This is a genomic window from Pseudomonas sp. Pseusp9 (assembly GCF_059491265.1).
The window spans coordinates 3,497,586-3,511,275 of sequence record NZ_CP168500.1; the positions used below are offsets into that span (position 1 = coordinate 3,497,586).

General features: G+C 53.4%; 10 protein-coding genes and 2 pseudogenes. 6 read left to right on the plus strand and 6 right to left on the minus strand.

Annotated features, from left to right (window positions below; all coding sequences use genetic code 11):
• Positions 1-26 precede the first annotated feature (26 nt).
• On the minus strand, positions 27-329 hold the full coding sequence (locus ACEN8E_RS15700) for a hypothetical protein (protein WP_495588871.1): 303 nt from the start codon (positions 327-329) through the stop codon (positions 27-29).
• Positions 330-528: 199 nt separating this feature from the next.
• Entirely contained in the window at positions 529-1,260 is a 732-nt protein-coding gene (locus ACEN8E_RS15705) for a metallophosphoesterase (RefSeq protein ID WP_495593333.1), read from the minus strand.
• Positions 1,261-1,435: 175 nt separating this feature from the next.
• On the opposite strand from ACEN8E_RS15705, the gene ACEN8E_RS15710 reads away from it, so the two are divergent.
• The 4 genes and pseudogenes from ACEN8E_RS15710 to ACEN8E_RS15725 all read left to right on the plus strand — a co-directional run bounded on the left by ACEN8E_RS15710 (position 1,436) and on the right by ACEN8E_RS15725 (position 5,111).
• Positions 1,436-1,891 (plus strand): helix-turn-helix domain-containing protein, encoded by a 456-nt coding sequence (locus ACEN8E_RS15710; RefSeq protein ID WP_495588872.1) that lies wholly within the window; start codon positions 1,436-1,438, stop codon positions 1,889-1,891.
• A 582-nt stretch (positions 1,892-2,473) separates the two neighbouring features.
• Entirely contained in the window at positions 2,474-2,683 is a 210-nt protein-coding gene (locus ACEN8E_RS15715) for a hypothetical protein (protein ID WP_495588873.1), read from the plus strand.
• A 67-nt stretch (positions 2,684-2,750) separates the two neighbouring features.
• Positions 2,751-3,835, plus strand: a pseudogene (locus tag ACEN8E_RS15720) (IS630 family transposase).
• 628 nt (positions 3,836-4,463) lie between these two features.
• Positions 4,464-5,111 carry a hypothetical protein gene (locus ACEN8E_RS15725; protein ID WP_495588874.1) on the plus strand — a complete coding sequence of 216 codons (648 nt, stop codon included), beginning with the start codon at positions 4,464-4,466 and terminating at the stop codon, positions 5,109-5,111.
• 644 nt (positions 5,112-5,755) lie between these two features.
• Here ACEN8E_RS15725 and ACEN8E_RS15730 read toward each other — a convergent pair.
• The 3 genes and pseudogenes from ACEN8E_RS15730 to ACEN8E_RS15740 form a co-directional block, all read right to left on the minus strand.
• Entirely contained in the window at positions 5,756-7,054 is a 1,299-nt protein-coding gene (locus ACEN8E_RS15730; RefSeq protein WP_495588875.1) for an NAD(P)/FAD-dependent oxidoreductase, read from the minus strand.
• An 8-nt stretch (positions 7,055-7,062) separates the two neighbouring features.
• Positions 7,063-8,151, minus strand: coding sequence for a polyamine ABC transporter substrate-binding protein (locus ACEN8E_RS15735; RefSeq protein ID WP_495588876.1), 1,089 nt, complete (start codon positions 8,149-8,151; stop codon positions 7,063-7,065).
• 151 nt (positions 8,152-8,302) lie between these two features.
• Positions 8,303-8,644: pseudogene (locus ACEN8E_RS15740) on the minus strand (glutamine synthetase); the annotation flags it as partial.
• Positions 8,645-9,345: 701 nt separating this feature from the next.
• On the opposite strand from ACEN8E_RS15740, the gene ACEN8E_RS15745 reads away from it, so the two are divergent.
• Both ACEN8E_RS15745 and ACEN8E_RS15750 read left to right on the plus strand, forming a co-directional pair.
• Positions 9,346-10,389, plus strand: coding sequence for a polyamine ABC transporter substrate-binding protein (locus ACEN8E_RS15745; protein ID WP_495588877.1), 1,044 nt, complete (start codon positions 9,346-9,348; stop codon positions 10,387-10,389).
• Positions 10,386-11,687, plus strand: coding sequence for an NAD(P)/FAD-dependent oxidoreductase (locus ACEN8E_RS15750; protein ID WP_495588878.1), 1,302 nt, complete (start codon positions 10,386-10,388; stop codon positions 11,685-11,687). The genes ACEN8E_RS15745 and ACEN8E_RS15750 overlap by 4 nt, the downstream gene beginning before the upstream one ends.
• A gap of 95 nt (positions 11,688-11,782) precedes the next feature.
• Here ACEN8E_RS15750 and ACEN8E_RS15755 read toward each other — a convergent pair whose 3' ends face one another.
• Positions 11,783-13,435, minus strand: coding sequence for an arylsulfatase (locus tag ACEN8E_RS15755; RefSeq protein ID WP_495588879.1), 1,653 nt, complete (start codon positions 13,433-13,435; stop codon positions 11,783-11,785).
• Positions 13,436-13,690 lie beyond the last annotated feature (255 nt).

Below are 13,690 nucleotides of genomic sequence, written 5' to 3' on the forward strand. Positions count from 1 at the left end.
ACCGCGTATCCGCATTTGCGGATCGCTCAGTGATAAATCCGGTTCATGTAAATATTGCTTCCGCCAGGAGCCCAACTAACCACCAGGTACCGACTACCTGCCACGGTTTGAAACAAGGAATAACCATTGACGAAGAGCACGTTCATAATCCTGGACGTCCGTATGCTTGCGCCTTCGCGAAAACGCCCCGTTGTATCGCCATAGACCGTCCCCATCAGTATTGGAGGGCTGTCGACGGCAGAGAACAAAAACGCCGTGATGGGCATACCGAAATCCTCTCCCATAGCAACCGCGACCGCTTTCGGAATGGCATGGCTTTGCTCAGTCATCCCGCATCGCGCCTTTCAGATGCGTCGGCATAGTCGAGGCATGGACTACATTGTTTTCTTCATGCATCACTCAGTCTCTCCACTCTCCTAAATCAAGCACCGATAAGCCCAATTTCTGCACGGGCATGAACGTAAGTCGACGCTCACCAAACTCGCCGCTGAACGAAGCCACTCTCTGTCAGCATCCAACAGAGCCCATTCAAGAAATGCTGACAACGAGCCCGGGATCGAAGCTCGTCTGCTCACCTGGATAACCTCTAGGATTGGAGATCAATCGGCATCGCCCCAGCGTCACGTCAACTGCCCGGTGGGTATGCCCGAAGATCCAAAGATCCGCTTTACCCAGAAGTTCTTGCCAGCTATTTGAGTAAGCAGCACTCAAATGCCCATCATGTTTGTCACCCATAACTTCAGGAACGGGCGCGTGATGCGTCAAGACGACGGTTTTGCCATCGAAGGGCTCATCAAGCTCCTTGGTCAACCAGGCTAATGACGCATAGTTTCGACTGACGACATCAGCCGGGCGCAGCCGGCGATAGTTTTCTCCAGTCCGAATGACTCGAAAATCATTCATCCAATCCCATGCGGTTTGGGTGGCGGCAACGACGTTCCCGCTGGACGAAAAATCAGTCCAGCCGGTTGCGCAAAGAAACCGTGTTTGATTCCCAACAAAGGTTTCGTTCTCTAAAACATGGACGTGCTGCAGAGCTTGCTCCTTCATTTTTCGCAGCGTGTAATCGATGTGCCCACCATAAAATTCGTGGTTACCGCATATGTAGATCACCGGGCGCGCAAAGACCTCATTAGCCCACCTCACCCCTCTCGCTTTGACATCAATATCACCCGCCAGCACGACCAAGTCGTAGTCCCCGGGCACAGGATCGAACGGAGAAAATTCGTTGTGCAGATCTGAAAGCACATGAAGCTTGATCAACGGCCTGATCTCGATTTACAGCTAAATTGATAGGGAGGACACGGGATAGGCGTGGATTTCGCTAGCCATGCAATTGGGCACACCGAACCATAACCGCCACATTTATTAATATATAGATTTGAATGGCGGATAGCAAACCGGGCATACAACTCTGTTTTAACGGAACGGAAAAATGTCTGTGCGCATAGCATTCGCCGCAGCGCTGAAGACCTTAAGGACAAAGCGAGGCCTCACCCAGCATGCATTGAGTGGAAACGTCACCCAGTCGCACGTGAGCCAAATCGAAAATGGAAAAACCTCGCCCAGCCTCGAAGCCATCATCGAGCTAAGTAGCGCACTCAATCTGCACCCTGTCGCGCTGATGACTCTCGTGTGTGCGGCGCAGGATGATCTGACGGCTAGCGAAGTCCTCGAGCTTGCCAAAAAAGATCTTCAGTCAATCTCGCTACTCAAGGTTGCCATTCCACTGGTATCGGAGGAAAAGCCGCACCCTCGCGTTGCTGCAGCGGCGCAAGCGCGTGAGTCAGTCCAAGCACTGAAAGAAGAAGGTCATTCGCAAGCTGAAATTGCACGAATACTTGGCATGGCCGAATCTACGGTTAGGCGTCATTGGCATCGTCAGAGTTAATCGTGCTCCCTAGGCTTAGGCTTGCTTAAGTATTTCGTCAGCTGCCCTGCCCTACGCTTTGCTCCAGACAAACACGTCGATTGTGGTAGCCATCGGCGCACGTCACACAGGTTGAAATTCATAGGCATAGCTTGGTTAGGCGCATCCTTTCGTCGCAGGTCGCAACGAGAGACGAAATGGAGCATTAGAAGAGCTAGAAGAGCCTGGCTAGCTGCTTAAGGACACGAATCGACAGCCGCTGCAACGCATAGGTATTTCCTGACTCAAGCATAAAACCAGTCTCGCAAAAGCCGTTCGCTTGAGGTGTTGAAAACCCCAGTCATCAGTGCCGGGGCTTTTCGTTGGATTTTGAAAAAGCGCGGAGAAGATGATGCGCACTCGATCAGCGCATTTTAATGCGCTGTCATCCCTCATTCAGCATGTATTAGTGCATCATAATGCGCTGTTAACTGGTTTTATTTTGACCAAAGAACTCACCGTCCAAGTGTTCGCTGATGGCACCTGGCAAGACGCCTAGCGTTCGCAACGCGAAGAGCATTCCGCTCAACAATCTGGATACTCGCCTGAAGGAATGGGGATGATATGAAAGAGATGACCCTAGAAGAGCGTAAGGCCTACATTCAAGCAGTGGCCGATGAGGTCGCCCAGGGGAAACTGACGCTTGGTGGCGCCGTTAAGCGTCTTCGTGAAAATCTTCTTGGTGTGAGCCAAGAGCGGCATTCCCACAGTTACTCCTACGCGGCCTCCCTTCCCTACTCCAGGCAAGCCGATTTAGGCGCGCTAGTGGCCTGAGCGGTTAATTCATTTTCCTACAGGCGGCGATATGCTATGCGCCCAATGTCATGGGTCGGTTATACGCATGCCTCGGCCGGCTTCTCCCTTCGCTTTATCGCCTTCTGATCTCATTACCCTGCAAGGTTGGATGAGGATGAGTACGCTGGGACAGACCCTTGTTGAGCGGGCTCGCATCCTGCTTCTGTTGGCTGATGGAATGACACCCAAGGCCGTCAGCGACCAGTTGCAGGTCACACGACCGACGGTATTCAAGTGGCGAAAGCGCTATCTGGGAGCTGGAATTGAAGTGCTGAAAGATCTGCCACGCAGCGGTCAGCCCCTTGGGCCGGAAAAAATCAACGAAATTCTCACGCTGACGACCCAGCGCGTCCCCAAAGAGGCCACTCACTGGAGCGTTCGCTTGATGGCCAAATATGCTCGGGTCACCACGTGGCAGGTTCGACAGCTCTGGGCGGCTTCCGACCTCAAACCCCATCGCCTGAACACCTTCAAGATCAGCAATGATCCCCATTTCGCCAACAAGGTGGTCGACGTGGTTGGGCTCTATCGGAACCCGCCGGATAACGCGCTGGTGCTGTCGGTTGACGAGAAAACTCAGATCCAGGCTTTGGATCGAACTCAACCGATGTTGCCACTGCGCCCAGGTCAGATCGAACGCCGCACGCACGACTATAAACGCCATGGAACAGCGAGCTTGTACGCGGCATTCGACATAATGACCGGCCAAGTCATCGGGCGGATTACTCAGCGCCATCGCGCCGAGGAGTTTCTGGCCTTTCTACAACAAATCGATCGCAACACTCCAACCGGACTGGATTTGCATGTAATTCTGGATAACAGCTCAACCCACAAAACTGCCGCCATCAAGCAAGGCTGGAAAAGCATCCACGCTTCAAATTGCACTTCACCCCGACCAGCGGATCTTGGCTGAACGCCGTGGAGGGCTGCTTCGCTCAACTGGAGTGGCGAGCCCTGTACGGGGGCGCCTTCACCAGCGTGGCCGATTTGAAAAAGGCTGTCCGTCAATTTATCGAAGCTCATAACGAGCACTCAGCCAAACCCTTTAAATGGAACAAAACGGCTGAGGCCATCATCAGTTCGGCGCATAAAGCAAAGCTGAGTGTGATCAAGAATAAGTTAATTGATTAACCGCTCGGATCACTAGATGTATGACTGGTGAATCGAAAATAGGATACCCAAGAGTATCGACTGACCATTAAGTTGGAAGCCCATAAAAACCTTGATGACAACTTTAAAACCAGGCATAGCGCAATCCCATTCATATTATTCCGCATTCCGAAACAAATACAAATTCTATATTTTTACAGGAGCCATGTTGAACTTTTTGATGTGCTTTACCAGAGCTCACGACTATGCTAAAGGCTTGCCAAATTTACAATGCTTACACCTTCATTGGCAGTGCTAGGAAAATCGGAGATATGACCAGAAAACGGATGACGACTTACTCCGAGACAGGGTCTTTAGTCCTTTCCTGGAAGTCCGTCTATAGATCACTAAAACTGACTGAGCGCTTGCCCCCTGCACAGCGGACGCCCAAGTGATGCTGACACCTTGCAACAACCACTCGTCCGATCCGTTTACAACTATCAATATACGCTTAAATAGTAAAAAATTGGTAACCCCACACCCTACATCAAGTTTTTCACTCGACCCTTTCGCACCTACTTATCTTGCCTAAGGATACGCTTGGGCAGCGCTTGCAAATATGGGGCGACCTATTATCCTCGCACAAAACATCTACTCGCGAGCATCAATCATGTCACAGATAGAATCGGTCACCCTGCAGCGCAGAGAACCCCAGATTGCTCGGTGCTCACGATTCTTTTTTGCAGAGCATGACCTGCTTGATCGCAAAGACGGACGTTTGGTGTGCTCGATTTACTCTACCCATCAACACATGGATGCCAACGCACATTATCGCTTGAGCGTGGGCATTCAGACTTTTGCCGTGCTTTGGGAATCTGACGGCACAGATACGCGGCTATTCAACGTCATTGAAGAAGCCATAGCGTGCGACGTGCTGGCTCCCGTCCAATTGATTCATCACTCAAAAGGCCTGCTGACACTTCTAGTGGATCCTTCATTCTGTCAAATCACTGGGCAATTTGAGGAGTTCTGGAGGTGCATCGCGACCAATGTCATCTGTGATAGCTGGGAGTTACGCATCCTGTGCGAGCAGGATATTCAGCCCTTCACAGAGGGCCGTAAGCTTCGCGAATACGCTCAAAGTATCCTTGCAGCGGAAAACCTAGGAATTAAGGACATTAGCCTAGATCACTTCCTATTCAGAGAGGAATGGAATCAGATCATGGAGGACATCGCAAGTAGCCAGCAGGCTGAGCCGGAAATGAATGATGGCCAGTCAGCATTTGACTTTTCTGATAAAGACAAATTCGACGACTAGCAGTTCTAGTGCACATCCATTTTATCTTAAACCTTGTGCTACTGTGAAATTCTCCCGGCATGTGACTTTACTATCAAATTAGCTTAGGAGGTTGTCGTTGCTACTTCTGTTAATTCTAAGCACCTCTATCTCCAAAGGGCGGATTTAAGGATCAAGATTAGATGAACCTGAACAACCTTAACGATTAAGTTGGGAGCAGAGCCTAGACTTTCAGGAATCGAAAGATTGGATTTTAGGCCTGCATAATTTATGGAAGTCTAAGCGCACCATTTACTACAGGGTTTCCTTGATAGCAAATAGTGGGATCGTACATCACTGCGCTTCTAATTACACATAGCTAGATATAATTTTATTAAACCTCCGAACAAAAACATTTACGAGACAGGAAAGCAATGGAGAGTGGTGGTGTCACTAGGTTGCGGATCGCTTCCGTCTTAGAGGCGATCAACTTGCGGATGGAGGCAAACGATGTGCGTTCAGCAACAGTGCACCACCTCACCGCCCTTGTGCAACAATTTCGGCTTGCAAGACTAAAACACTTATTAAAATAAATCCCTAGTAATCATCACGCTGAAAGTGCCATGGCACTCTCATATCAATCATGACGTAACTTGAACCAGAGCTAGCACATCAACCCGTTTATTCTAGCTAATCACCTCACGGAGCCTGTGCCAGAGCATACCTAACGCTAGCAAAGGCGAGCGTAGAGCCTTCCCTCCTGGAAAGGTGGTATGCGGAACAGCCCTGAAGATATCAAAACCCTTTGTAGTGTCATTTGAAATTACTTCGGCAAGCAATTTGGCCGTCCAATGCGTCACGTTCAACCCATGCCCAGAGTACCCCTGAGCATAAAAAACATTAGGATGTTTTTTGAGACTACCCACCTGAGGAAAACGATTTGACGTAATTCCAATCATGCCGCCCCAGTCATAATCCAGACGCACACGCTCCAACTGCGGGAAGACCTTCAACATTTTTGGACGCATATAGCTCTTGATATCTTTTGGATCGCGACCAGTGTAATGACAAGCCCCTCCGAACAGTAAACGGTTGTCTGCAGTCAGGCGGTAGTAGTCCAAGCCAACCTTTTGATCGCACATCGACATATTTTGTGGAATGAGGCTTCGCGCCATCTTTCCGCCTAAAGGTTCGGTTGCGATCACGTAGCTACCAGCTGGAAGCACCTTCCCACTTAGCTGCGGCTCAAGCTCGTCGAGATGAGCATTACAGCCCAAGACAAGTGAGTTGGCCTTCACCTGGCCCCGGGAGGTCTTGATGGTAATGGTGCTCCCATGCTCAATCTTCAACACCGGGCTGTGCTCAAAAATTCTAGCCCCAAGGCTACTAGCAGCGCACGCCTCGGCCTGGACGAGATCTAGCGGATGAAGATGACCCGACCCCATATCCACTAATCCACCGGCGTATATATCACTCGCGACTACCTCATCGCGCATAAGATGCGGGGGGACGATGCGAGTTTCATGGGTGTACCCGAGCGCCAGTAAGTCCTCACGCTCAGCCTCGAAGGCTTCGAACTGTGCTTTGGTATTGGCGAGGTCGCAAAAGCCCCATCGTAGATCACATTCAATAGAGTATTTTTTGATTCGCTCGGCCACAAGCGCTACAGAATCAACCCCAGCGTGCTTGAGGTATCGAACCCCCTCCTCCCCGACGTAGCGGGAGAATCCGGAAACATCGTGGCCGATACCCCGAATCAGCTGCCCCCCGTTTCGACCGCTCGCCCCCCATCCAATTTGTCTGCCCTCTATCAAGATGACAGAAAGGCCACGCTCAGCTAGCTCAAGAGCAGCGTTCACTCCCGTTAAGCCGCCTCCGATTACACAGACATTGACCGAATGGTTACCATCCAATATCGGATAGCGGGCTTGCTTTCGCGCGCTGGCAGCATAGTACGATGGTGCGTGTTCGTTATTTTCAAACATATTGCTGCCTACCGATTAGACTTGATTTTTGTCCACGAACGAGTCATGACGCGCATGATTTTTGGGCTTGGAGTGGAAGAGATATAAAGCTTGTCGAGGACGGTCTGAGGTGGATAGATCTCTTCATTGTCAGCTACAGACTTGTCCATGTACTGCTTGGCATCAATGTTTCCGTTGGCGTACCCAACATCATCGCTAACTTTCGAAATAACTTGCGGATCCATCAGGTAGTTAATGAAAGTGTAGGCCTGATCAGCATTAGTAGAATCCCTAGGAATTGCGAGCAAATCAAACCAAATGTTCGCCCCTTCCTTTGGAATTGAGTAGGCAATCTTCACACCATTTTTTGCTTCCTTTGCCCTCGCAGCAGCTTGGAAGACATCGCCAGAGTACCCGAATGCGACGCAAATATTACCGTTAGCCAGGTCGGAGATGTACTTAGAGGAATGGAAGTAAGTCACGCTAGGGCGCAGCTCCAGCAAGCGCGCCTCAGCCTTCGCGTAGTCTGCTGCATTTTCGCTGCGTGGACTCATGCCTAAATAATTGAGTACCGCAGGAAACAATTCATCTGGCGAATCCATGAAAGCTACGCCGCATTGCTTAAGCTTCTCAAGGTTTTTCGGCTCAAAAATTACGGCCCATGAGTCGATCTTATCCACACCCAAAACGGCTTTTACTTTTTCGACATTGTAGCCGATCCCGTTGGTACCCCATAGATAAGGAACGGCGTATTTGTTACCTGGATCGTTCTCCTCAAGCCGCGCTAACAGCTTCGGATCAATGTGTTTCCAGTTAGGAATTTTTCCTCTATCCAACTCAAGAAACGCGCCTGCTTGAGCCTGGCGTGCCAAGAAATGATTAGACGGAACCACAACGTCATACCCTGTGCGCCCAGCCAGCAGTTTGCCCTCAAGCGTTTCGTTGGAGTCAAAGACATCGTATACAGGCTTAATACCAGTAGCGGCTTGGAAATCTGCAAGTGTCGTTCCGCCGATATAGTCAGTCCAGTTATAGATACTCACAGAAGGTTTGGCCTGTACACCGGCACTGAATGCTAACGCAAGCGTGGATGAAATCAGAAAGCTGAATCTACGCATAACAACCCCTTTTTAGTTTTTTATCTTTTCAGCAGCTTTTATTTCTCAGACGCAGAGCAGCAAGAATTCGCGCCCTTAGCGCTAATGACTCTCTTATAATTTGTGTTCGCCAGGCTTGAATTCGATATAGCCGTCAACAAATTGCGTACCTAAGCGCAACTGGGCTTCCCTGCTTATCGAATTTGTCGTAAATAACAGTAGCGGCCGGTTCGATCGACCAAGGAATCTGACATACAGCCGAGGAATCAGAATTGCAGATCATGTCGGTGTCAGCAGGATCGAGGAGGCTGTAGTAAACGTCGTAATCAATGTCGCCGGTGACGATCTGAGGCAGCGCGCTCTCTGGCAGACGCATACCGCCCTCGTTAAGAAAATTCGCGGTTGGGGCAATCTTGACGCGGGCGATACCCGTCAAGTCGCTAACGACACATTCCAATTCATTGAAGTGATGATCTTTCAGCCAAAAAAAGAACTGATCGAAGGGGGCGTTCATACATACCTCAACTGTCGTTTTTTTGTAATGCACCTAGGAGATGTCATTTCCCAACCTCACGCTAAGGTACATCTTGCGCCGTGCATCACCCGCCGATCTATCCAGTTTCCGACAAGATTACTGCACCATTATGGTGCGATGCATCTAGCGTGAAAGTGACCAGCCCGCAGCATATGGATGGGCGTGGGGTGTCGCTGTTGACAAGCTCATGCCTGTTCACCCGGAAGCTACGAGTTAAGGTAACTCACACGGTGCGGGATATCGTGACGACTGGGCTATCCGGGTGCGCAGGCAAACGAAATAAAGGGCTGAGATGCGCAATCTCTCCGACCTGCAAATGGCTGGCTTCGATCAGGCAGGGAAGCCCTCCAGGCGCCTCTGGATGAGCAGGATTCGTTGGAGCTTGGGATGCCCATCTCCAGACGACAACTCAAGATCAATCAGCCTACCTGGGTGCTGGAGCCGTGAAGAAGCTGGATACGGTTCTGGTCTCAACCTGGCAATGCACAATCGATTGCTGAGGATATAAGCGGCGACAGCTAGGCTCGGGCAGCTCTGAGCCATTCGGTCAGGATTGAGATATGTTCAGGTTCACTCCCCTTCAAACCGCACTGAGCTTTGCTCCTCCAATCAAAAGCATCAAAACCTTTTGGGCTTTGACTCAGAGCGAAGCAGCGGCAAGAGCAAGAGCAGTTAAAACCTTGTGGGTTTTGACATCGGAGGGTGGGTGTCTAGAAAACTACAACTGGACCGACTACATCGGCGAAACCACCCTCGCCGACTTCCAGGCCAAAACCGGGATCAAGGTGATCTACGACGTCTTCGATTCCAACGAAACCCTGGAAGGCAAACTGCTTGCCGGCCGTACCGGGTATGACGTGGTGGTACCGTCGAACCACTTCCTCGCCCGCCAGGTCAAGGCCGGTGCGTTTCTCAAACTGGACCGCGAGCAACTGCCGAATTTCAAGAATCTCGACCCGAAGCTGCTGACGCTGCTGGAGAAAAACGATCCGGCCAACGCGCACTCGGTGCCGTACCTGTGGGGTACCAACGGCATCGGTTATAACGTCGACAAGGTCAAGCAGGTGCTGGGCATCGATCACATCGATTCCTGGGCCGTGCTGTTCGAACCGGAAAACATCAAGAAGCTGAGCGCCTGCGGCGTGTCGATGATGGACTCGGCGGACGAAGTGTTCCCGGCGATCCTCAATTACATGGGCATGGACCCGCGCAGCGAAACCCCCGAGGATTTCAAAAAGGCTGAAGCCAAGCTGCTGCAGATCCGCCCCTACATCACTTACTTCCACTCTTCCAAATACGTCTCTGACCTGGCCAACGGCGACATCTGCGTGGCGTTCGGTTACTCGGGTGACGTGTTCCAGGCCGCCAACCGCGCCAAGGAAGCCAAGAATGGCGTGAACATCGCCTACGCCATTCCCAAGGAGGGCGCCAACCTGTGGTTCGACCTGCTGGCCATCCCCGCCGACGCCAGCAATCCGAAACAAGCCCACGCCTTCATCGACTACCTGCTGGACCCGCAAGTGATCGCCAAGGTCAGCGCGTCGGTCGGTTATGCCAACCCGAACCCGGCCGCCAAGCAGTACATGGACCCTGAGCTGGTCAGCAATCCCGAGGTTTATCCGTCCCAGGCAGTCCTCGACAAACTCTACATCTCCACCACGCCGCCGCAGTCGATCATGCGTCTGATGACCCGCTCGTGGAGCAAAGTGAAGTCCAACAAATGAATCAGTACACCAAGGAACACGCCCTCTCCTATTACGCGGCGTCCGCCAAGGGCATGAAGCAGCGTCCAGCGCTGGCCTCGGACCTTGTGGCCGATGTCTGCGTGGTCGGCGCGGGTTTCACCGGCATCAACACCGCCATCGAACTGGCCCAGCGCGGGCTCTCGGTGGTCCTGCTGGAGGCCCGGCGGATTGGCTGGGGCGCCAGCGGGCGCAACGGCGGCCAGTTGATTCGCGGCATTGGTCATGACGTCAGCGGCTTTGCCCGGCATGTGGGCGCCGAAGGGGTGCAGTACCTGGAACATGCCGGAGTCGAGTCGGTGCAAGTGGTGGCCAATCGCATCGGCGAGCACGGCATTGATTGCGACCTGCGCTGGGGCTTCTGCGAACTGGCCAACACCCCGGCTCACTTTGCCGGGTTGAAGGCCGAGCACGCCGAACTGCTTGAGTCCGGCTACGCCCATGAAACCCGCTTGATCGAACCTGGCCAGATCCGCGAGCACGTGGTGAACTCCGGCGTTTACGCCGGCGGCCTGGTCGACATGGGCTCGGGCCACCTGCATCCGCTGAACCTGGCACTCGGCGAAGCGCAAGTCGCCGAGTCCCTTGGCGTGCGGATCTTCGAGCAGAGCCCGGTACTGGAGTTGATCCACGGCAGCACCGTGCAAGTGCGCTGCGGCGGTGGCACTGTACGGGCAGGCACGTTGGTGCTGGCTTGCAATGCCCATCTGGAAGAGCTTGAACCAAGGCTCAGTGGCAAAGTGCTCCCTGCGGGCAGCTATATCATCGCCACCGAACCCCTGTCAGAATACGCCGCCAGGCAACTGATCCCTCACAACGTCGCTTTGTGTGACCAGAAAGTCGGCCTGGATTACTACCGGCTCTCGGCGGATCGGCGTTTGTTGTTCGGCGGTGCCTGTCATTACTCCGGGCGCGATCCTTCGGACATCGCTGCCTACATGCGCCCGCAGATGCTCAAGGTGTTCCCGCAACTGGCCAGTGCGCGCATCGACTTTCAGTGGGGCGGCATGATCGGCATCTCGGCCAACCGCTTCCCGCAGGTCGGGCGCTTGAGCCAGCACCCGAACGTGTACTACGCCCAGGGTTACTCCGGCCATGGCCTGAACGTCACTCACTGGTGCGCCAGGCTATTGGGCGAAGCGATCCATGCCGGCCACAGCAAAGGCTTCGACGTGTTCTGTGCCGTACCGCACATGACCTTCCCCGGCGGACGCGCCCTGCGCTCGCCACTGTTGGCCCTGGGCATGCTCTGGTATCGGCTGCGGGAAATGCTCGGCTGACCACCGAGCGCCTGAGGCGAGGGTTGGCCCTCGCCTCAGGCATCCCGGCACGCCAGATGGGGTTGCAGCGACTTCAAGAGACCGCTGTGGCACACCTATTGAGGCATCGGAATGGTTACGCCCTCTTTCTGCAAATCCTCCCGTACCGACTGGAACTTCTGATACTTGGACAATTCGATCGGCCCGTCATAGGTCATGCTTTGCATCTTGCGGGGCGGGTATTTGATGTAGGTCTGCATGAGCTTGTTGATTGCCTGACTGATCGGCACCATCGTCCAGGTATGTTCAGTAAAGTTGCTCATGAAAATGTCATAGCGTTCCTGTGGATCTTGCAGCAAGTCAAAAACCTGCGGCACGGTCGCTACGTACTTTGTCGCGCCTTTCCAGCCCAGGTTCGCATCCACGGCCAAACCACCGGTCTGGGCACCATCGTCACCGCGCAGGTTGAACACGGCCTTGTAGTTGCCAACACGGGCCGCCCCCGGCGACAACTCGTTTTCGGTGAAGTAGAACCACTCTTTTCGTGGGTCGGGACCCGTGCCGGTGATTACGGGGGTCATGTCGTAGCTGTCGAAGAGGATCGGCTGACCTTCGCGATCCTTCTCCGGCAACTTGATACCGGCCACCGAGGCGAATGTCGCCATCAAATCAAGGCCGCCGAGAATGTCGTGGTTCTTGGCGTTCGGCTTGATCTTTCCGGGCCAGGCCATGATCGCCGGGACCCGGTTACCGCCCTCGCGCACGGTGCCCTTGGTGCCACGGAAAGGCGTGTAGCCGGCATCCGGGTAAACGTCCTGCCAGGCGCCGTTGTCGGTGGTGTAGACCACCAGTGTGTTCTTATCCAGGCCCAGCGCCTTGAGCTTGTCCATGATATGACCGATTCGCGTATCCAGTTCGACCACCGAGTCGGCGTACTTGGACTTGGATATCGACTTGTGCACGAACTCCGGTGCCGGCATGTTCGGTTGGTGCACCTTCATGAAGTTGACGTTGATGAAGAACGGCTTGTCGGATTTGGCGGCGGTGTCGAGGAACTCCAGCGCGGCCTTTTCGACATAGCTGTCGAAGAAAGGAACCCCGACCACGCCAGGTTTGCCGTCGACAACGGGCGTATCGACATACTGGCCATTGATCTTGAATTCTTCGACCGCCTTCTCCCCGGCCTTGCCCGAGAGTGCCCCCTTGGTGACCTGGGTAAACATCGCACGGGTTTCCGGGTCCATGTCGGGGAACCAGGTGGGGTCTGCGTAGGTGTAGGCATTGAGGTGATAGAGGCCAACGTACTTCATCACGTCATAACCCTGGGCATTGGGCAGTGCATAGTCGGCTTCACCCAGATGCCACTTGCCAGTGAAGTAGGTCTCGTAACCGCCGGTCTTGAGCACTGAGGCCAGCGTCCATTCCGCGGCTGGCAAACCGCCGCCCTGGCCCTGGAACGCCACGGTGGTCATGCCGCTGCGATTCGGGATACGCCCGGTTTGCATGGCAGCGCGACCGGGTGTGCAACTTGGTTGTGCGTAGAACGAGTAAAAGGTTGTACCTTCAGCGGCCAGTTGGTCGATGCTGGGTGTCGGCATGCCACGGCCGACACCGCCACCATACGGGCCCAGATCACCGTAGCCGGTGTCATCGGAAACGATGAACAGGATATTGGGCTTTTCTGATTGGGCAGCCTGGGCCATACCGTTAAGCGCTATCAGCAATGAACAAGCAACGTAGAGCCTTGAGCGAGGCGAGAGTCGTTTCATGGCGACCATCCTATTTCGGGACAGGTCCTAGTGGCCGGCTACTTATTGCAAAGTAATCCACGACCGGACCTTGGTGAGTTGCCCCCAAAACCGTGCCCCTTGCCTAGTTCCAGGAGTTCAACCGACCAGACAACAGGACTCCCGTTGCTACTCAAGGCGCCCGAGACAGCCTAGTACGGTTATGTTCATTGCGCACAACGCAGGCGTGGAATTCAAAGTCGTTCGTCGCTTGCTTCGCTGCATGAAGTACCGTGG

What these genes read in the sequence shown, in the direction of transcription:
- ACEN8E_RS15700 (WP_495588871.1), bottom strand. Translation starts at nt 329, where the DNA reads ATGACTGAGCAAAGCCATGCCATTCCGAAAGCGGTCGCGGTTGCTATG.
- ACEN8E_RS15710 (WP_495588872.1), top strand. Translation starts at nt 1,436, where the DNA reads ATGTCTGTGCGCATAGCATTCGCCGCAGCGCTGAAGACCTTAAGGACA.
- ACEN8E_RS15715 (WP_495588873.1), top strand. Translation starts at nt 2,474, where the DNA reads ATGAAAGAGATGACCCTAGAAGAGCGTAAGGCCTACATTCAAGCAGTG.
- ACEN8E_RS15725 (WP_495588874.1), top strand. Translation starts at nt 4,464, where the DNA reads ATGTCACAGATAGAATCGGTCACCCTGCAGCGCAGAGAACCCCAGATT.
- ACEN8E_RS15730 (WP_495588875.1), bottom strand. Translation starts at nt 7,054, where the DNA reads ATGTTTGAAAATAACGAACACGCACCATCGTACTATGCTGCCAGCGCG.
- ACEN8E_RS15735 (WP_495588876.1), bottom strand. Translation starts at nt 8,151, where the DNA reads ATGCGTAGATTCAGCTTTCTGATTTCATCCACGCTTGCGTTAGCATTC.
- ACEN8E_RS15750 (WP_495588878.1), top strand. Translation starts at nt 10,386, where the DNA reads ATGAATCAGTACACCAAGGAACACGCCCTCTCCTATTACGCGGCGTCC.
- ACEN8E_RS15755 (WP_495588879.1), bottom strand. Translation starts at nt 13,435, where the DNA reads ATGAAACGACTCTCGCCTCGCTCAAGGCTCTACGTTGCTTGTTCATTG.